Annotated in this window: 19 protein-coding genes, 1 tRNA gene and 1 pseudogene; 4 read left to right on the top strand and 17 right to left on the bottom strand. The window is 34.4% G+C overall.

The window, feature by feature from the left end; all coding sequences use genetic code 11:
• Nucleotides 1-23: 23 nt before the first annotated feature.
• From IPN31_14870 to IPN31_14805, 14 genes are all read right to left on the bottom strand, one after another.
• A complete protein-coding gene (locus IPN31_14870) occupies nucleotides 24-1,529 on the bottom strand; it encodes a hypothetical protein (protein MBK8683156.1) in 1,506 nt (501 codons plus the stop codon).
• 238 nt (nucleotides 1,530-1,767) lie between these two features.
• Nucleotides 1,768-1,840: transfer RNA gene (locus IPN31_14865), tRNA-Phe, on the bottom strand.
• Between the two features lie 50 nt (nucleotides 1,841-1,890).
• Nucleotides 1,891-4,158 (bottom strand): hypothetical protein, encoded by a 2,268-nt coding sequence (locus IPN31_14860; protein ID MBK8683155.1) that lies wholly within the window; start codon nucleotides 4,156-4,158, stop codon nucleotides 1,891-1,893.
• 10 nt (nucleotides 4,159-4,168) lie between these two features.
• Entirely contained in the window at nucleotides 4,169-4,885 is a 717-nt protein-coding gene (locus tag IPN31_14855; protein ID MBK8683154.1) for a glycosyltransferase, read from the bottom strand.
• Nucleotides 4,886-4,890: 5 nt separating this feature from the next.
• Nucleotides 4,891-5,604: a glycosyltransferase family 2 protein gene (locus tag IPN31_14850; GenBank protein MBK8683153.1), complete on the bottom strand. Its 714-nt coding sequence runs from the start codon at nucleotides 5,602-5,604 to the stop codon at nucleotides 4,891-4,893.
• Nucleotides 5,605-5,664: 60 nt separating this feature from the next.
• On the bottom strand, nucleotides 5,665-6,606 hold the full coding sequence (locus IPN31_14845) for a lytic transglycosylase domain-containing protein (GenBank protein ID MBK8683152.1): 942 nt from the start codon (nucleotides 6,604-6,606) through the stop codon (nucleotides 5,665-5,667).
• A 5-nt stretch (nucleotides 6,607-6,611) separates the two neighbouring features.
• Complete coding sequence (locus IPN31_14840) at nucleotides 6,612-7,127, bottom strand: DUF2480 family protein (protein ID MBK8683151.1); 516 nt, start codon at nucleotides 7,125-7,127, stop codon at nucleotides 6,612-6,614.
• 47 nt (nucleotides 7,128-7,174) lie between these two features.
• A complete protein-coding gene (locus IPN31_14835) occupies nucleotides 7,175-9,355 on the bottom strand; it encodes a peptidylprolyl isomerase (protein ID MBK8683150.1) in 2,181 nt (726 codons plus the stop codon).
• 92 nt (nucleotides 9,356-9,447) lie between these two features.
• Nucleotides 9,448-9,663: a hypothetical protein gene (locus IPN31_14830; GenBank protein ID MBK8683149.1), complete on the bottom strand. Its 216-nt coding sequence runs from the start codon at nucleotides 9,661-9,663 to the stop codon at nucleotides 9,448-9,450.
• Nucleotides 9,647-10,168 (bottom strand): LPS export ABC transporter periplasmic protein LptC, encoded by a 522-nt coding sequence (lptC, locus tag IPN31_14825; protein ID MBK8683148.1) that lies wholly within the window; start codon nucleotides 10,166-10,168, stop codon nucleotides 9,647-9,649. The genes IPN31_14830 and lptC overlap by 17 nt, the downstream gene beginning before the upstream one ends.
• 121 nt (nucleotides 10,169-10,289) lie before the next feature.
• Complete coding sequence (locus tag IPN31_14820; GenBank protein MBK8683147.1) at nucleotides 10,290-11,681, bottom strand: hypothetical protein; 1,392 nt, start codon at nucleotides 11,679-11,681, stop codon at nucleotides 10,290-10,292.
• Nucleotides 11,682-11,695: 14 nt separating this feature from the next.
• Nucleotides 11,696-13,027: a hypothetical protein gene (locus IPN31_14815; protein MBK8683146.1), complete on the bottom strand. Its 1,332-nt coding sequence runs from the start codon at nucleotides 13,025-13,027 to the stop codon at nucleotides 11,696-11,698.
• On the bottom strand, nucleotides 13,028-13,768 hold the full coding sequence (locus tag IPN31_14810; protein MBK8683145.1) for a type III pantothenate kinase: 741 nt from the start codon (nucleotides 13,766-13,768) through the stop codon (nucleotides 13,028-13,030). It lies immediately after the preceding gene.
• 46 nt (nucleotides 13,769-13,814) lie between these two features.
• Nucleotides 13,815-14,138, bottom strand: a complete 324-nt coding sequence (locus IPN31_14805) for a hypothetical protein (protein MBK8683144.1) — start codon at nucleotides 14,136-14,138, stop codon at nucleotides 13,815-13,817.
• A gap of 106 nt (nucleotides 14,139-14,244) precedes the next feature.
• Between IPN31_14805 and gldC the strand changes: the two genes are divergently transcribed.
• The 4 genes from gldC (at nucleotide 14,245) to IPN31_14785 (ending at nucleotide 17,644) form a co-directional block, all read left to right on the top strand.
• Nucleotides 14,245-14,595 carry a gliding motility protein GldC gene (gene gldC / locus IPN31_14800; protein ID MBK8683143.1) on the top strand — a complete coding sequence of 117 codons (351 nt, stop codon included), beginning with the start codon at nucleotides 14,245-14,247 and terminating at the stop codon, nucleotides 14,593-14,595.
• Between the two features lie 47 nt (nucleotides 14,596-14,642).
• On the top strand, nucleotides 14,643-15,410 hold the full coding sequence (locus IPN31_14795; protein MBK8683142.1) for a patatin-like phospholipase family protein: 768 nt from the start codon (nucleotides 14,643-14,645) through the stop codon (nucleotides 15,408-15,410).
• Nucleotide 15,411: 1 nt separating this feature from the next.
• Nucleotides 15,412-15,945, top strand: a complete 534-nt coding sequence (locus IPN31_14790) for a gamma carbonic anhydrase family protein (protein ID MBK8683141.1) — start codon at nucleotides 15,412-15,414, stop codon at nucleotides 15,943-15,945.
• A 73-nt stretch (nucleotides 15,946-16,018) separates the two neighbouring features.
• Nucleotides 16,019-17,644: a T9SS type A sorting domain-containing protein gene (locus IPN31_14785; protein ID MBK8683140.1), complete on the top strand. Its 1,626-nt coding sequence runs from the start codon at nucleotides 16,019-16,021 to the stop codon at nucleotides 17,642-17,644.
• Between the two features lie 212 nt (nucleotides 17,645-17,856).
• Here IPN31_14785 and IPN31_14780 read toward each other — a convergent pair whose 3' ends face one another.
• From IPN31_14780 to IPN31_14770, 3 genes and pseudogenes are all read right to left on the bottom strand, one after another.
• Entirely contained in the window at nucleotides 17,857-18,375 is a 519-nt protein-coding gene (locus tag IPN31_14780; protein MBK8683139.1) for a hypothetical protein, read from the bottom strand.
• A 69-nt stretch (nucleotides 18,376-18,444) separates the two neighbouring features.
• Nucleotides 18,445-20,022, bottom strand: coding sequence for a PspC domain-containing protein (locus tag IPN31_14775; GenBank protein MBK8683138.1), 1,578 nt, complete (start codon nucleotides 20,020-20,022; stop codon nucleotides 18,445-18,447).
• Nucleotides 20,019-20,362, bottom strand: a pseudogene (locus IPN31_14770) (PadR family transcriptional regulator). The gene IPN31_14775 and the pseudogene IPN31_14770 overlap by 4 nt, the downstream one beginning before the upstream one ends.
• Nucleotides 20,363-20,420 lie beyond the last annotated feature (58 nt).

Raw genomic sequence — 20,420 nt, 5'->3', positions numbered from 1 at the left:
TTACAAAATAAAATATCATAAAATTACTCTTTGGGTGTTACGTTAAAATTGATTTTTACTCCAAACTTATAATTCTCATTTTCAAGGTTTTGACTATTAACTACATCATTTGAAATTGATGTATTTATTTTGGTAACAGGATATTGTTCAAATAAATATTTTGTTAATGACGACTCAAAATTTTCCTTCAATTCTTTATCACTAAAAGTGATATCAATTGATACAACATTTACCCAATTCTTATTTGCCTCTCTAATTGATGGGATCGTTGTTTCATTTAACCCTGCCGCAATTAAATCTAAATTAAATTCATTGGCTGAACCATCTGTTAAAAAAAGTAGTCCTTGATCATAGTCTAACTTATTTGTTAGTCTATAGGTATTAGTCCTAATACCTATTAATTGTTGATTGCTCCCATATGGCAGAGTAAACATTGAATTTTTGCCTGAGCCACTTCTATAAGTTTTTTCATTTAAAATACTTTTTTCTCGATTCGATAGGTCATTTTTGCCACTCTCAGAAAATACTTCAGGTGAAAATCGATCTATTACTAGAACTTGGTAAATTGAATAATTAATTGAAGGTTTCGCAACAATGTTTCTAATTTGTAAATTTTGTTCAATATAATCCTCATTAACTGCACGAATAATAGTGGTTTTAGTAAGCGAACCTTCATAATAGTCATTAATAATTATGTATTTTTCTAAGCCCTCAAGCTCAATTGCATCAATAACTCTGTTTTCACTAAATGCATAAGGAGAATTATAGGCAAACTGTGGGGCTAATGGATCAACACTTAAAAACCTTCCTAATCTTGGGTCGTGTAATCGATATTCAAATGCATAGCTATTATTATCACCATATATTTCACCATCTGATTCTTCCCCTCCAAACCCAAACCTATACTCACTTCCGCTGCTCCAATTTCTTCCTGGCGTTAACATCCCAAAGGGATAGTAATCCTGAGCTTGTAAAACATCAGCTTCATAATACTTTATTAGTCCGGTAGTACCTTGCTCTGTACCAAATCTCCTGTCTGTAATTACAGTTAATACATTACCCAAATGATTATTTAATTCATATCTCTTTTTCCCAAGATTTCTTTGTGAATGTCCGTCTGAAGTTATAGTGGTTGACATATCCAATTCCTCAACCATTATTCCTAATCTACTGGAACCATAAATGTGTAGCTCACTTAAAGTTATAATATCATCGGTTGCATCATCTATTCTTGAATAAGTGGAAAGCACATTACCCTGTGCATCCCTCACATAATAGGTGTATATTAATGTACTACCATCATCTACCAATTTCATTATTCGATTTCCCATCGGGTCATAAGCAAATGTAAGATCAGGACCACTTGCTTTATCAATACTGCTAATTTTTCCATACACATTCCAGGTAATATTATTTATTCCTTCTGCATTATCAGAAATCAGATTTCCAATAAGATCATAAGTATAATTCCCGGTGGATTGTCCGCCTGATATATCATCGCTATAGGTGCCATTTGTTCTTTTCCTCATAATTAAAGCAGTTATCTCGGTGGTTGAAATTATCTAATGCTCCACTAAAAATAAATAATTGAATACAAATGTCTGATGTAAGAAATGTATGCCCGGTTTAAAAAATTTAATATACATCAACTCATAGTATCGGCATATCACATTTTTTAAACTCATTCATTATTAGGTTTAAGTAAACCGATTTGTATAGTAATTAAAAAAGCCTTTCAAATTTTCACTTGAAAGGCTTTTTTGCTTGTGGTGTGGGGCGGGATCGAACCGCCGACACAAGGATTTTCAGTCCTTTGCTCTACCGACTGAGCTACCGCACCAATATTTTTCAGAACTCAATTGAGAACGGCAAAGATAAATGTCGCAGGCCTTATTTCCCAATGGTATAATTATTCATTATCAGTTTACCTTCCTGATTTTTATAATACACATCAGCCGCCGTATGCCTTATCAGTACTGCATCAATTAATATATCAGGGTATTCTTCTATAAATATTTGTATGGATTTACATTCCGCCATCACTTCCAAATCTCTGGCCGCCCGTATCCAACCATGTTCAATATCTGAGGATTCCTTGGGATTAATTCCATGTATGGCAATTGTATTCTCATATTCATCTTTAAACTCTAAATGCATTGCAGGATATAAATTACCCGAATTAACTGCCGGTGTCCAGAAAGAAATTTCTATCCAGAATGCCGGATGTTTATCTAATACAATTTCATCTAAATAAAATCCACCGGTAGTATGTTGCAATGCACCTTTTCCCGAATACATTTTTTCTGCATGTAGATTTTCAAATTCATTGCGATAAAAAATTTGTAAGGGTAATTCTGAAAAGTAATTCTGCAATGAATCCATTTGCATTCTATTTTGAAGTGAATCAAAATGCAATACTGCTTCCTTTTTTAAATCTTTAAATGCGGTTACAGGTAATTTATAAAAGGTGAAATTTTTCCATGCTGCAATACTATCTGCTTGTGCAATTAAATTGTTATCTGCAGCAGTAAGTTGAATATGATTTGTAATTAACAGAATAGGTTTTTCATTGAGGTGTTCTGGCAAATGTTTTTCTAATAATGGATTGCTTACCAAAGAGGTAATTGCAATACTTTGTGATAAAGATGTGCGGCTCATCATTGCATCCATTAATGGCAAACCGGTTCTATAAGCTATGCTCATTGCAGTTGCAAAATCTCCGTTGCTGTGGTCAATATATAATTTTTCTGAGCCTTGCATAAACAGCGGAATAAAAAGTATCGCCTGATATTCATCCGTATTTATTTTCCCGATAGCTAAATCAGAATCTTGTTGCAATGTATTATTAAATGGATTTGCTAAAGGGTGTGTGCTATAATTTTTTGCTTCATTAAAAAAATAAGAACTGCTTTCAAATATTAAGGTAAACATCCCTACAAATAATACAATTATTGCAATGCGGAAATGTTTCCTTTTTAAGTGCAAATACAAATTATAGAAAACATAAATTGCATACACATTAATTACATAATAAAATATCCATGCAAATCTTCCCGGTGAACGAAATTGCCGAATGATTGGAATTTTTTCAATCCATTCATCAAACCCCCAGATAAAAGGTAAGCCTAATGCAAAACACAATACTAAAATTGCTGAAAATAAATAACTAAAAATACCCGAAGAAACAGGTAATGAAAACGTTACATTTTTTATTGCGTTAGGAATTTTTGAAACCAGAATAATAAGTGTAATACATATTGCAACCACAGCGAATAATCCGATATATGCATAGCCTTCAAAATCCGCTTTTGGTAACCCGATATTATTAATCCAAAACGCAAATACTCTTCCGTGATCGGGTGCTAATAATGAACCTATTGTTGTGCGATAATTTGTAAATCCATAAGGCACATCTGGCCTGTCAATTACGGTATCGCTTAGTTGCATAAATACCATAACGATGATACATGGAACTGCCATAACTATCATTTGCCATAACAATAATTTCCATTCTATTTTTCTACGAATGCATTGAATGATGATGAAAGAAAAAATAAATAATAAGGCAGTAAGCAGAAAATACAAATGCACAAAACAAAAGAATGTAATTGCGAAAATTAACCACAGCGCAAACTGCAATTTTTTTTCTGATTCCATTAATCTTAAATGCAAATACCAAATGATGGGAATAACACAAACATAGCTTAATGCAAAATGTCCGGTTAATCTTTCCATTTGCGGACTCAATAAAGTAATACCAATTGCAGCAATAGCACTCACCCATTTATTAGCGATATAAGTATTGATAATTAAATACAGAAAAACACCACACAGAATAATGGAAATAAAAATGCATAGATGCATTATTCCAACTGTATGATTAATTATTCCAGGAAAAAAAAAGGAAAGTATTTTTATGGACCAACTTAATATGGGTTGCACATCGGCATAAATAAGATTATCACCATAAGGATATAACATGCCACTGAAATGCGTTCCCGTATCATAAGCCACATTCCAGGCAAGTGTAAAATAGTTTTTAAATCCATCGCCGTTATGAGTTAATAAAAATGCATTGGGATGAAAAAAATAATTGCTGAAAGCAAGTGCAATACAACAGAGCAATATCAGAACAACAAAGAATAATGGTTTGCGCAACAATTGCATTTTAAAAAATTCTGCGTAAAACTATCTTTAAAAAATTAATGCTTTCGGTAAACAATATACGCAGGTTCATAGCTCGGAAATGTATATCAGGTCGCAATTGAATTTCAATTTCAGATAATTGTACTTGTTTGTTTTTGCCGGCGAGATAAATAAATTCCAAATCAAACAGATAACGATTAATTGTAGTTTGCAGAAAAATTGCTTTGCCTTTTTCATTAAATCCTTTTAATCCGCATTGTGTATCTCTCACAGTTAAGCCTAAGAAAACACGAATCATTTTTTGCAACAATTTTGAAATATATTTTCTAACAGGCGGCACATGCGTGTAGTAATCTGCATTTTTTATTCCCACTGCAATATCCGATTTTTCAATTGCCAATACATTCCAGATACTCAACATACTTTCATTGGTATAAGGAAAATCTATATCGGTATAAATACAAATTTCTGCAGTGGATTTTGCAACACCTGAACGCAGAGTAGATCCTTTCCCTTTATTGGGCGCATGTGCATCAATAATAAAAAAAGGTACTGCTTTTTTAATAGCTGCAATTGCATCCGTTAAATCAGTAGAAGAACCATCATTAATAATAATTAAACCGGTTTGCACTTCGGGTAAAGCTTTGCAGAAAAATTTAAAGGTTTCAATTACTTTTTTTTCCCAACCAATTGGTGGATTATAACAGGGTAATACAATATCTAAAGTGGAATATACCAAATTGATTATTTAAATAATCCATAACGCACAATACAGTAAAGTGCCCGCACACCATCTTTCCAGTTTATTTTTTTTCCTTCTGCATAGGTACGTCCGTAATAAGAAATCCCCACTTCATAAATGCGGATGTTTTTAATTTTTGCAAGCTTCTGTGTAAGCTCCGGTTCAAAACCAAAACGATTTTCCTTTAATGGAATTCCTTTTATTATTTCTGCACGCATCAGCTTATAACATGTTTCCATATCCGTAAGATTTAAGTTGCTGAACATATTAGAAATGAAAGTAAGAAATTGATTGCCGAGTGAATGCCAGAAAAATAAAATGCGATGCGGATTGCCACCCATAAATCGTGAACCATACACGACATCCGCACGATCATCTACAATGGGTTTTAATAAGATATTAAATTCATTGGGATCATATTCCAGATCAGCATCCTGTACAATAATAAAATCACCGGTGGCTTCTTTAATTCCTGTATGCAATGCGGCGCCTTTACCTTTATTTACTGCATGATGAAATGATTTAATATCTAACTGCGGATGCGATTGAATAAACGATTGTAAAATGGCAGCAGTGTTGTCTTTGGAGCAATCATTCACCACAATAATTTCCATAGTGATATCTGCAATTAATTGAACAGAAGAAAGTGTATTTAAAATTGTTTCAATAGTGTTTTCTTCGTTATAGGCCGGAACAATTACGCTGAGTTTCTGCATGCATTTTTTATAACAGTACGTTCAAAAATAGCAGAATAAAAGGAAAGTGTTTTATTGAAATTACTTCTGTGGCAAACTATCCGGCAAACGGATAATGTAAGATTCACCTTTACCAACAGTTAATGATTCTTTGCGCAGCCATGGATTAAAATATTTCAGCATTTTATAATTGGTATTATTTGATGCCGCAAATTTTGCTAGGTCGGCAATACTTGAATCAATAATTATAGTATTGTAATGCAATGGATCATATAAATCTTCATCGTCCAACATAAAACCAAACTTTTCTGTATTCTCATAAATCACTTTAAAAGCAAGTATGCGAAATATATATCTCGATGTTTCCGTATTCAGATATAAATCATAATAATTGGATACATCCTGATAAGTGAGATTCTTTTCAATAGCTCCCATACCTACATTATAGGATGCCGCTGCTAAGGTCCAGTTATTAAATTTTTTATAAGCGTTTGCAAAATATTTTGTTGCTGCTTGAGTGGATTTTTCTACATCATAGCGTTCATCTACTTGTTCATTTACTTTTAACCCATACTCTTTAGCAGTTCCTGCAAGAAATTGCCAATAACCTTCTGCAGAAGCAGGAGAAACCACATTGCGCAAACCACTTTCAGCAAGTGCCACAAATTTAAAATCGTCGGGGATATTATTTTCAGCAAGTATTTTTTCGATAGTTGGAAACCAACGATGCGCAAGTTTTAAGTTTTGTAATGTATTGCTATGCCAATACGAATTCACTGTTAATTCACGATCTAATCTTTCACGCACTTCAAAATCTTGCATAGGCACTTTCTCTCCGGCAAATGATAATTCTTTCGGAAGTTTAATTGCATAATATTTTGCCATGCTCACTTCACCACCCAAATTGCGCAATGAATCTGTAGAAGAAATAGTAACCGTGCCACCGGGTTTTATTTCAGGAGAACTGGATAGTACAACCACTAATCCGCCACCAATTAAAATTCCAAGAAATATGTATTGCAATTGTTTCATGAGGCAACAGGATCTTTTCTTTTAAATAATGGAACAGTTGAACAAGGCTCACCATACATAATTGATTTTGCAACAGAGCGCAATTTATTTGTGATGGCAACATAGGCATCCACAGGTACGGGTTTATGACTACAACCTTTTATTACCACTCGTTGATTACGGTAAGGTTCTATATCTACTTGTTCTAAAATTTTTATATAATGCAGACGTAATGCTTCTTCTTTAGTACCGAAATAAATATGTGAAGCATAAGGTTGTGCATATACACTCACCAACATAAAAGCCCATTGCGGAATTATAGCATCATTAGAACAATGAATGGCAAGAATTTTCCCATCATATTTTTTCCAGTCTATAGTAGTAAGAGCAGTTCTGAAATCTTTTTCACGAAGAATTAATTCTTTGAATAAATATTCTTTCAAATCAAAAGATATAATTTCTTCTGCGGGAAATAATTCTTCCAGATTAAAAGTAAGAATACCGCTTTGCGCAACTTTATTTATAATTTCCATAATACAAAGTTTATAACGGTGGCTTACTCCGTAAAGTTTGATATCGCTTAACGGAACATAAATCTGTTATCTACAATATCTGCTTTTGTATTTAAGTTACCCAACACATTTGTTTGATTTAATTTGTTGCGCATACCATACACCATTTGATTGCGATTAAGTGTATAATCTTCTGAAGGTGCAGGTTCTATTACTGAAGTAACTTTTGCAATATATACACCACGATTACCTATTATAATTCCTGTAGTATTACTTGCTGCTGTCGCCATTACGGAACCCACAACTTTTGGTTCAAGACCAATGCCCGGAGCAAATGGAGAACTTAAGCTTGCGTTGGTAGAAGTTTTAACTGATGAATTTACTTTTGGTGCAAGTGCAGCAATATCTGTATTGCCAGCCATTGCTTCTTCCATTTGTTTTTTCAGCATCTCCCCTTTTTTCTCACGAATAGTTTCTAATTCCACTTGGGCTCTTACATCTTCCAAAGAAGGAATTCCTTTCGGACGAGAATCTTTTAAGTATGCAATCACCACTCTATCGGCAGAATTGCTGAAATAATTAAATTGATTTTTTTCTGCATTAAATGCCCATGTAATAATATCTCTTGAATCAGGTAGTCCTGCTATTTCATATTGATTTTTACTCAATGGAGGAGTGGTGCGTTTCAATAATTTTTTTTCTGTTACACCTTGTTCAAATTTTTCAGGAGTATCATAAGTTGCAAAGAATTCAGAGGCCATACGGTCAATAGAATCTGCACTGGCTGTGCTTGCTTCAATAATGCGACTGAGGTAATACACATTTGCATATTCATTGCGCTCCTTCAATTCCATTATTTCAACAACATGATAACCGAAAATTGTTTTTACAATTTCTGTTTTACCTATTGAGCCTGTACTGAATAGATAATTTTTTAATGGTTTTACATAATCCGTTTGAGGAGTACTCCAACCCATATCTCCACCTTGTGTTGCGGAGCTTTGATCTTCAGAATATTGAGCAGCAAGTAATGCAAAATCAGCACCGCCATTTAAAGCAGTTAAAATACTATCTGCTAATGTTTTTGCAGTGGTAGTATCTCTTGTTTGAAGAGATAGTAAAATATGTCTTGCACTCACACTGTCAGGCATTATTTTTCTATCACGAATAGAAACATATTTAAAATAATTATCCTGTTCATACGGTCCTATTAAAGATCCGACAGGTTTGATAAAAATAGAATCTACAATTGCAGAGTCCATACCGTTGGCATAGAAATCAGCACGTTTGTAATAAGCTCTGGAAATACGTTCCGGATCTTCTGAACGCAATGCAATAAAAGAAGAATCATTTTTTGCAGATTGCATATCACTCACTAATGTATTCAAGTTTGTAAGTATAGCAGCTCTATCATTTTCTGTAGGTACAAAATCCCATACGATATATTCTACTATACGACTATCATCCAGTTGCTTAAACTTATTTTTATTCCTGTTGTAATAATCTTTCAAATCAGCATCGGTAACCTTAATAGTGGAATCAGCAACGGTGGTATATGCTATATCAACATAATCAAAATTTGCTCTGCGATTTTTTATTTCATAATCTCTTTTCACCATCCATTCAGGTACATAATCTGCTTTGGAAAATAAGGCAGAATATTTTGTATTGATATAGTCTTTAATAGCAAGATTTTCACGCATCAAGAAATCAAAATACGCTTGTACTGCTTGTGGATTATCTTGTTGGTTCTGCGGGTCTTTTACAAAGGTTACATATTGATTAAATGCAGCCGGATCATATTGACCGGTTTTAGATAATCCGATATAATAATTTTTGATATAAGGATGAGGATCGGGGCCGTAAATCAGATTTGTTTTTTCCTGCTCAGTAACTTGCAATCCCAATGCTTCTAATTGTTTGTTAACAAGAGTTTGTTGTGTCAAATCTTGCCAAGCTTGTTCACGTAATTGAAACTCCGTTGCTTTATCTAAATTAAACTGGCCGTTTTGATAGGCTATTAATTGCCCTGATTGGGAAAGGTATTGAGTAAAGATTTCTGAGAATTTCACATCAAATTGTTCAGGTGTTATCTCTGCACCATCAATAGAAGCAAATGCAGTTCTTTTATTCCCCAGCATACCGGAGTTGGAGTTAAAGGCATCCATTAAAAGAAAGCTCACCAAAGCAAGCGCAATAAATACCAAAATAATCCACGATCTTTTTCGCAATTCGGAAATAATAGCCATAGGAGTGTTATAACATTTTTAAAATAAGCCTGCAAATTTAGTGGATAGCATGTGGAAACCAAAGGAAACCCGCAATATTCCTTGCAGGTGTGCTACTCTTTGTTTCTGTTTTGCAAATCTTTTTGTCTTTTTTCCAGATAAAGCCTGTTGCGTTTCTTAAACCAATACATAAATAAAGCAACAGCAGCCGTAAACAAAGTAATATAAATATAATTGCCATAAGCCTGGCCATTCATAAATTTAGTAATAGCCATTATGAGTGCAATTATGCTGACGCCCAGCCACAACCACTCAAATATTTTCATCATTTTCAGCATCGTTCATTTTTACTTTTATAGTTCCCTGTGGTTTTAAAATCTTATATCGTGTCATTCGTTCATCTGCCTCCAATCCTTCTCCATAAATTACTTCCTGATCCGTTGTAATCTTGACAAACTTGTCAGAAGATATAATATTTTTTCTTTCGTCCCACACTAATTCTTCGGTGTTGAGTTGCTCTCCTTTTTCATTCACCACTATTACATTATTGCGCACAATGGTTTTCAATTCCTTTTCATAGCGAATCCCATAATTTGCGGTAAGCACTGAAGTTACTTTGTTGCTGTCGTTATAAAAATCAACATGTAATCCTTCATTAAACTCCACATACGGATCTTCAATAAGATAACGGGAAAGCACCGGTGCTGCTATTCGAATTTTTATCATGCCGTTTTCGCTGTAAAACATTTCAATATCCGTTCCTCGCTCCACATTGGGTTCTACACTGGAAACTGCCTGCTGCACTTCATCCATGCTGTTTACACAAGCACTCAAGAAAAATACTATTGTTATTATGACGGCCGTGCGAATCATGCTTAAAGATACCCCGATATATAAAAATGAAAACACCCGGTAATCTATTGCCGGGTGCTATTTTATATTTTAAAAAAATTAATTAATTCGTCTTTTTACCTCTCACTGTGGTCGCTTCATTTATCCAACATCCAACAGTATAAGTAGAGCCTTCATCAATGCCTCTATCAAACAAGTCAGTAATTGAAGGCATGTACTGAGAGTACTTCGCAATTTGAGCATTTGCATCATCAGCAACACCAGGGTCAACAGATTTAGCTTTGTAATATTTATCAATTGCCACCCAAACTACCACCTGACTTTCGAAGCCTGTTCCCGAACCGCATAAGGATCCGCTAGACGCATATAAATCACCGATTAACATGTAAGGCGCTCCCCAGTCGGATCTGTATTCGGCAGCTTTATAAGCATAGGTTCTTGATTGTGAAAATTTCCCTTGTGATTTTAAAATCTTGGCAATATTCAAACTCCAGTCTGCTTTTTTACCATTATCAGTTTCAAGACCAATTGCATTGTTAAACATATCAATTGCATCGTTTTCTTTACCTTCTTTATAAAGTGCTACTGCAATTTGTTCTGCTGTTTGAGCAGTGGGTTCGAGAACATACAGTTGACGTAACACTGTAAAATACACTTCCGTATTTGTACAAGTATTACCAAGCGAATCCTTTGCTGAGCGCAAACCATTATAATAACCTGTTACTAAATACAAATCATTTTTTTCGGCTTCCCAATTTTCATTAAATCTGCTTATTAAATATTCGCAGCTCATTAATCTATCGGGCAACATAGATTCAATAGCGGGTTTTATCTTTTCATAATTTGCGGCATCTTCTGTTCCTTCTCTCACATTGTCATTTATAATTCCCATTATCTGATCCATAGTTTCTAATACGGTACCGGGCTCTACCTCACGCAATTTCCACATGATAATAGTGTAATTGAAATAAGGACCCAATAAAAAATACTCTGACTTATCCTTTTCTAAGTCTATCGAAGTTTTGAAAGTGGTATATATAGTTGCGTAATCCATTGGTCGCAATTTATAAAGGCTATATGCTTTGCGTCCTAATACAAATCCCATTTTACCATGACAGTCAATACGTTTATCATACAGCATCATCAACGTATCAATAAGCAAATCACGTTTTACTGAATCTGTTTCTTTTTCAATAAAAGATTCATACATAGTAATTCCATCAAAATATGGTGTTTCTCTGTACCCCGGTGCATTGGCCATTACCCATCGCCAGTGTTTCATTGCATCTATATAATTATCCTGTTTGTAAAACTCACGATATAAGGAATATTGCTCCAGCAGCTTTTGCTCGTCGGCGGGAGTTTTAATACATGAATCCTGTGGTGACCAACTGTAATCTTCAGCCTCTTCAGAATATATTGCAAATGCTTGCAAAAAACTGCTTTGAACAATTAATAATGCTATTACAAATTTTAATAGAGCGTTAATTTTCATTTTCTATATATTGTTTAATTTAATTTACGTTTATAAAACCAATTTGCATCAAATAGGTTGAAGCCTAAATAAAAGTTATAAATATTTTCTTTCAGCAAGTCACCGCTTCCACGGCTTCCATATTGAAAAGCAAGATTTATTTTAGATCCTCTTGCCGGTAGCCCAATGCCAAAAGTTATACCAAACTCCTTTAGCTGCTGATCGTAAATTTCTAAATAGCTGGTACCGTAATAAAAACCTGCTCTGTAAGCAATAGGCAATTTTGATTCACCAATTTTACTTTTCCGAGGAGGCAAAAATTCAGCGCCAAATTTTAAACGATAATTTGCAAGCAATGAATCCGAATATTGAAACCCACGATATTGATCCCAATTTAATTGACTGTACTCCGCAGCTACTAACCAACGGGCAGCATCTAAACCTGAACGGCGATAATTATTCCAGGAAACACCGAAATGGAATTGAGATGGAAGAACAACTACACCTGCAGAGTCCGGAGAAAAATATAATGTATCCGTAATAGTTTCCGCATCACCTGTTTTATTTATATTAAACCAACTCAGCGATTCAGAACCATCCACTTTATAAGATGGATTACCACTCAGCCCAATATTTAATGAATACATTTTTCCAATTTTTGCCTGATAAGCAAGTCCAAAGTCAATAAATCCACCACCCATATCAGTTTCACGCAAAAGTTTTGTGCTTACCGAGTTTACCTCATCAGGAAAAGTAGTAACCGTTTTATTATTTAATCTTCCAAACAAATAGCCCGTATTAATGCCAACACCCAAAGTGTTTTTATATGATTTTTTTAGTGAATCATATCCAAATCCATAGCTATAAGCAAATCCTAAATATGCTTTCAAAATTCCACCATCACCGGTATATTCATAATCCTGAATACCGAGTAAAGTGTCCGTGTTCGCAGATTCTGTTTGAATTTGATATTGATAAAGTGAATAAGGAACTATGCCTAAACTAAAACCATAATCATGGCGAGAGCGACTGTTATCGGGAGAAAAGCCAAATGCCAGATAATTAATATTCCCATCGGTAGTTACAGTGCTTTCATTACCCTGAGATATATCGTTTACACGGAAAGCAATGCCAACATCTAAATTTGTTTTTAATAAAAAACTATAGGAAGCAGGGTTTTGATAGGAAATATCATTGGCAAGAAATAATGAATTTGTAACTCCTGCCATTCCATGCTGACCTGCATAAGAGGGGTAAGTATAATTTCCCAACCCCAAACGGGAATAGGGTGAATTCACTTGCGTAAATGCAAATAGTGATTGCAAAAGCAATCCAATGGAAATTAATACCTTAAAATTTTTCTGCATTTAATTTTTGCTGTTGAATTCCAGTACCGTATTCAGGCCAATCAGTGTTAAATCTGGGAGTGCAAATATCCTGATTTTCAGATGATAATCAAAAAAGGACATATCGCCACCAGTTACAATCACGTTGAGATCATTATATTTTTTTTGATAATCGGCAATAAATCCTTCCACTTCTTTGATAGCTCCTAACGCTCCGCCGGAAATCAAAGCAGCTTCTGTAGATTCACCTGTTAAAAATAATTTGTTTGGCAATGCATATCTGTCAGAATTAATTTTTGGAAGCTTTGCTGTAAATTGATGCATTGCATCAAAACGCATTGCAAGACCCGGCGATATACCGCCACCTATATATTTACCTGCCTGTGATATAACATCATATTTAATACAAGTACCCGCATCTATCACTAAAATATTTTTTCCCGGAAATAATTTCCATGCACCAATTGCATTTGCAAGTCTATCCTTGCCCAGTGTTTCCGGTGTGGTATATAAATTTTCTATTGGTATAGGTGTGGTGTGATTAAAAACAATTCCTTGAGATATATTACTGAGAACAGAAGTAAATTGTGTGTGTGCATTTGTAACAGAAGAAATAATCCATCCAGTAATAGGATTATTATTTATTATTTCTTGTAAAACTTCCTGATTAAGATTTGCTGATTTATATACTTGCAATAATTCCTCTCCTGAAAATAAAGCAGCTTTTTCTGTGGTGTTACCAAGATCTATAATTAAATGCACGCTGCAAAAGTAGAATGAATTAAAGTAGAATTAAGATTGAAGACGATTACTTTTTGCGCCATGCGGCATCACCTTTCCAAGTGGTATATGCAATTACCAAATCCGCTTCGCTGCGATATTGTGTGAAATAAATTTTAAGTTTTGCTTCACTTTTCCATTCTGTAAAATACCAGATTCCACTCATGGGTTCTGCATCGCTTTTCCATTCGGTTTTAAAAACAACTACATCGGCATCACTTTGCGCATCGGTAACATACACGATTTTATCTGCTTCCGATTTCCATTCGGTAACATATACTATCTGGCTATAAGATTGTATTGAAATAAAAGATAAAATTGCAATAACAATAATTTTGAATGAGTTCTTCATTTTGTAGGTGTTTAAAACTTAAAGTTAACAGAAAATATAAATTGTTTGATTCCTATTTCTGATTTCTTCGTGCCATATTTGACTAATTTCGTGCCAAAGCAAGTATATGAGTGAATTTGAAAAACGATCGGATATTAAGTTCAGTGTGTATCTGGATAATGAAAAATTACCATCGAAAATTGAATGGCATGCTACCGACAGCACTTCTGAAAAACCACAAGAATGTAAAGCTGTAATGGTGTCTATTTGGGATCCACATTATGAAGAAGCATTGCGCATTGATTTATGGACAAAGGAAATGCGTCAGGATGAAATGAATAAATTTTTTTTTCAAACATTTATCTTAATGGCAGATACATATCATAAAGCAAATAACAACGAAACGCTTACCAAGCAAATAAAAGATTTTGCTATGCAATTTGGTGAAGCAACGGAAGTAATTAAAAAGAAAAATTAGTGCATTTAATAAACACATTTCAGTAGTGTTATGATTATTTTTAATCGATGAAACATCAGATAGGAATAGCATTATCCGGCGGTGCTGCAAGAGGAATTGCACATGTAGGAGTATTACAGGCTTTGTATGAAAATGGTTTACATCCCGATATCATTTCCGGTTGCAGTGCGGGTGCCATCATCGGTGTATTGTATGCGGATGGCATGTTACCGAAAGATATTTTGAAACTGGTTGAGCATAAAAATTTGTATAGTATTATACGTATGCGATTGCCCGATAGGGGAATGATGGAATTGGGTTATTTTAAAGATATGCTTACGAAAGAATTGAAGCATAATAATTTTAATGCATTAAAAAAAGAATTTTATTTATCTGTTACTAATCTGAATAAAGGTGGATGCGAAGTGATTCACAACGGTGATGATCTGATACAGTTTGTTATAGCTTCCGCATCTATTCCACTTGTATTTAAACCTGTAAAAATTAATGATCATTATTATGTGGATGGTGGTGTAATAAATAATATGCCTACCGAAGCAATACGGGAAAAATGTGAAGTGCTGATTGGTGTGAATGTAAATACGGTGAAATATAACAGCAAGATAAATGGAATTAAAGATGTGGGAATGCGATGTCTTGATATCAGTTTAAAAGAACATGTACAATCACGATTAAAGCAATGTGATATCGTTATTGATCCTGACACATCTGCATTCGGTTTATTTGATTTACAAAAATCAAAAGCAATTTATCAGGCAGGATATAATGCAGCACTTGAAGCAGTGCCTGCTATAAAAGAAAAATTAAAAAAATAATATGGCACTCATACTTCCGGTAAATAATATTTCACCAAAAATGGGCAATGGTTGCAGCCTTGCACCAACAGCTACAATTGTGGGTGATGTAATAATGGGAGATGAATGCAGTGTTTGGTTTAATGCTGTGGTGCGAGGCGATGTGAATAGTATTCGCATTGGCAATAAAGTAAATATTCAGGATAATGCAGTAATTCATTGCACTTATGAAACAGCGCCAACAACAATTGGCAATAATGTAAGTATTGGTCATAATGCAATTGTTCATGGATGCACTGTTCATGATAATGTATTGATAGGTATGGGTGCAATTGTAATGGATCATGCAATAGTAAATTCCAATGTATTAATTGCAGCAGGTGCAGTTGTGTTGGAGAATAGTGTTCTTGAAAGTGGATTTATTTATGCGGGTGTTCCGGCAAAAAAAGTAAAAGAATTAACTCCAGAAGTTTTTAAACATAATATTGAACGCATTGCCAATAATTATATCAAATACGCAAGTTGGTTTAAAGATTCTTTTTTAAAGAGCAACTGAATTTCGTACTTTACATTCCTATTACAATGCCACTTTGTAATTAATTAATTTAGCGAACTCAAAATCAGACAAATTGAAAAAATTATTTTTTCTAATCACAATGTGCGGTAGTATAATTGTTACAAATGCACAATCCACTTTCGAATCAGTATATAGTGTATTACAAATAAATTGTGGTGCATGTCATATGCCCGGTAATGAAAGTGGATTAGTATTAAATGGAAGCAAAGATGAAGTGTATGATGTATTATATGATGTTGCTCCAACTAACAGTACAGCATCTGCAAAAGGATTTAAATTGGTTACACCGGGTGATCCTTATCGGAGTTTTTTATTCAGTAAAATAAATAACGGACTTGCAATAGATGTGGATCTGGAAGCAGGTGAAGGAACTGCTTGCCCTAAAGATGTAGCCCCGCTGAATGATAAAGTTATCGAGTTGGTAAGGCAATGGATTATTTATGGTGCAAACAAAACAGGATCTCCTGTTGACACCGCTTTAATTGCTGAATTTTATGATAATGAAGGCATTCAAAGTGTACCATCGCCACCTGCTCCACCTGCGGAAGGCGAGGGTTATCAAATACATTACGGCCCTTGGTTTTTATGGCCTGGAACGGAAGCAGAATACTGGAGCAAATTCGAAACTCATATTCCAGAGGATATTGAAATAAATAGTTTGCAAATTGTTATGGGCGACTATTCACACCATTACATTATTTATAAATATGAACTAGAAACGTATCTCTTCAATCCTTATGGTTTACGTGAATCAGATCCTGAATTTTTAGGTGTATCCATGGTAACCGCTGCGCAATATGCAGGCACATTAGATTTGCCACAGGGAACCGCTTTTAAATGGGAGGCAGACACATGGTTAGATTTAAATTCGCATTATATAAATTACTCTACTGATAAGGCAATGGCTTGCGAAGTGTATGTAAATATTTATACTCAACCCACCGGAACCGCAGTGTATGAAATGCATACTGACTTACCTACGAATACAGATATTTATATTCCGAATGATTCCCAAATTCATTCATTCAGCGATGCAGTATATAGTCCGGGAGTAACGGATGAAATATTTGTTTGGGCCATGTCTTCGCATACACATAAATATGGTTACGATTACGACATCTATTTGCGCAATAGTGATGGCTCCCAAGGTGAACATATCTTTGATGCTTCTTGTGAAGGAACAAGTGGCGTTCCCGGTTGCCCGGACGAAATATATGATTACCGTCATCCCCCTACAAGATACTGGGATAATTTTTTACCTGTTGTTCCTAAAAATGGAATTATTCATGAAGCAAAATATTATAACAATGGTCCCGAACCAGTATGGTTTGGTTTAACAAGTGATGATGAAATGATGGTGATGTTATATTTCTTTATTGAAGATACAACAGGTCTTAATTTACCCACTGCATTGCATGAAATTCCAAATACCGATGCCATTATTAATTTATTTCCGAATCCGGCAAACGATATTTTTTATATTCAAACAACATTACCCGAAAATGAAAAAATATTGGTAAGCTTAAGTGATGTCAGTGGCAAAAAAATTACTTTAAATACTACTGTAGAAAATAATTTAATTATAATTCCTTGTTCTGATGTTGCACCGGGATTTTACAATGTCTCCTGGTTTACTGAAGATAAAGTCGGTGGTAGTTTACCTGTGATGATATATTAATATAATGGTGAATTATCGGTAGAGTTTAATTATTTAGTTGCGAATTATTCTACATATTTTCTAAACCACAAATTTGAAAATACATTAAAGCAAAAATATGCGCTATCTCATTGAAAAAAGATAACGCACATTTCAACAAAGTCTAAGAAAATAGATTAAAATACTACATCAGATTTCAAATGATAATTGACGATGCATGTATTGCTTTTTATTTAATCATCATCATTATCCATCTTCATTTTTTCAGTATTACCAGACTTCACATTTTCTGTTTGGCTGCCCGCTTCATTGCGAATTTCTGCATGCATAATTTTACCGCCGGTATATCCTGTGTATCCTAAAAAACCAGCTGCAATAATTGAAGCAAGAAATGCAAGTAAAATCATTAAACCTGTCCATTCACTTTTCCATTGCATGATACCAAGAGCGATAAGTGCAACTACAGCTGCTCCTATAATAGCAGCCAATGCACCTAACGCAAATTCTTCATGTTGTTCAAGATAAGTCTCACTGACCACAGTTGAATTTTCAACTACATCCTCTGCGGCCTCACCGGTATTATAAGCCGGAATAGCAAACAGACCCGCAACGACAATGATGAACAGCGATGCCTTGCGAAACCCGTTGTTTTTAATAAAAAGCGATGCGAACAAAAAACCTGTTCCAATGATACTGAGTATGATTGGAAAATGATTGAGCAATAAATGCCAATGTGCTCCATTGATTTGCATAATTGTATATTTAAATTGTTATAAAATAATTTTACAATTACGCTGCCTTCTGTATGCCTTACAAAGGTTTTAAAAATATACTACACTCTTTAATCCGGAGGGAGTCATCCGCAATTTAGAACCAAATAATTCTTTATCCGAAAGATTATCTGTGATTGCATTATCATTTAAATATTCCTCTAACTGTTTATCTAATTCAATCATTTTATTATCCGGCACTTTTATTACAATTCCTATTTGCTGACCTCTCCATAATTCAGTTTGACCGAGATTAATTGTGGAGGGAATTATAATTACCGAATCATTTTGATTGATGGAATATTGAAATTGTTCTGCCCTTGATTTACTATCTGTTCTGCTACTACCTCTTGCACTTTTATACAGATTTATATAAAATAAAGAATCTGTGCTGCGCTCAATTGTAAACTCTATATTATTGAACAATACGGTGTCTTTATAAATAACCACATTATCCCATTCATCCCATTTATATCTCTTGCCATAACCATAGTTTTCATAAAAATTATTTTTATAAGAATCATCCAATTGGATATACATAATATCATTTGCCGGTTGTGTAATCTCTACTTTTTCAGATGATCTTCCTTCATACTCAAAGCTCTGACCTAATTGAATACCCACAACAATTACTGCGGTAAAACAAACTATCCAAAGAGCAAATAAAGTCCAGTCCAATGCTTTGAATTTTCCTTTCACATTTAAAAGAAATTTCATCCCTTTAAATATCAGAGAAAACAAGGGAATTGCTAACAGTGCTAGTGCGCCGCCAATTAAAATTGTTGCCTGTTTTTTATTCTCAAATATATGTGCAGATGCAAAATTTAATTGTGAACTCAATCGACCTGAGTCTGTAAAAAATGCAACACAAACTGCAACCAAAGCAATTAAACAAACTGCTACAATTGCAAATACGATAATGCGCATAATTTGTTTAAAAAAAGGTTTCAATGATTCTAATACGCTTTCAATAAATCCACCTAGTGAATTACTTGTACGCTGCACATTTTCTTTTGAAAATGTTTCTTTCACTTCTTCACCAAATTCATTTAATCGGGTTTTCATGTGCGTAGTTTCTGTCTTAATACTGCGCTCAATATTTGAAATATTTACACGTTCGCCACGCATTACCAATTTCTCGGCTCTTGTTTTTGCAGTTGGAATTATTATCCATAAAATCAGATACAATAAAAATCCTGTTCCGAAAAATAACATCGACAATGCAAATGCTAATCGCAACCAAAGTGGATCTACATTAAAGTATGCTGCAATTCCGGAACACACACCACCCAAAACACGATTATCAGCATCTCTATAAAAATGTTTTGTTCTCGGCGTTGCATAATCAAATTTTTCATCGGTCATTGTATCCGCTTCAAACTCTTCCGGCCTTCCCATTGTAGTGATAATACTTTCTACGTGTTGCATCATTACTGCACCATTTAATCCCACCTGCTCAATTAATAATTCTGCAATACGCAATTCTATATCATTGATTATTTCATCACCACCATTGGTAGTGGCATATTTCTTTTTAATGCTGTTGAGATATGCATCCATTTTATGATAAGCACTTTCATCAATCTGAAAAACAGTGCCTCCTATATTTACATTTAATAACTTATTCATCTTTCGTTAGGTTTTAAGTGTTTTGTGTTAACTGATACTGCCTTGGCAAGTTCCTGCCATGTTTTGTTGAGTTCGTTTAAAAAAATATTTCCTTGCTCTGTGAGCTGGTAATATTTCCGGGGCGGCCTGAACTGCTTTCTACCCATTTATAGCTGAGTAATCCCATAACCCGCAACCGGTTTAGCAGCGGATAAATGGTGCCTTCAGCAACCGATAGTGAGCTTTCTTTTAGTCTTCCAATAATGTCCGACGGATAAATTTCACCTTGGTTGATGATGGCCAGAATACAATACTCCAGCACCCCTTTACGCATTTGAGCTTGAGCATTTTCTACATTCATGGTGCAAACATAATGCATAGGATAATACCATGCAATACATAGTAGCTTTTAAGGCAGG

The sequence above is a fragment of the Bacteroidota bacterium genome (assembly GCA_016715425.1).
Classification (GTDB): Bacteria; Bacteroidota; Bacteroidia; order Chitinophagales; family BACL12; genus JADKAC01.
This window is presented reverse-complemented; position numbering and strand designations above follow the sequence as displayed.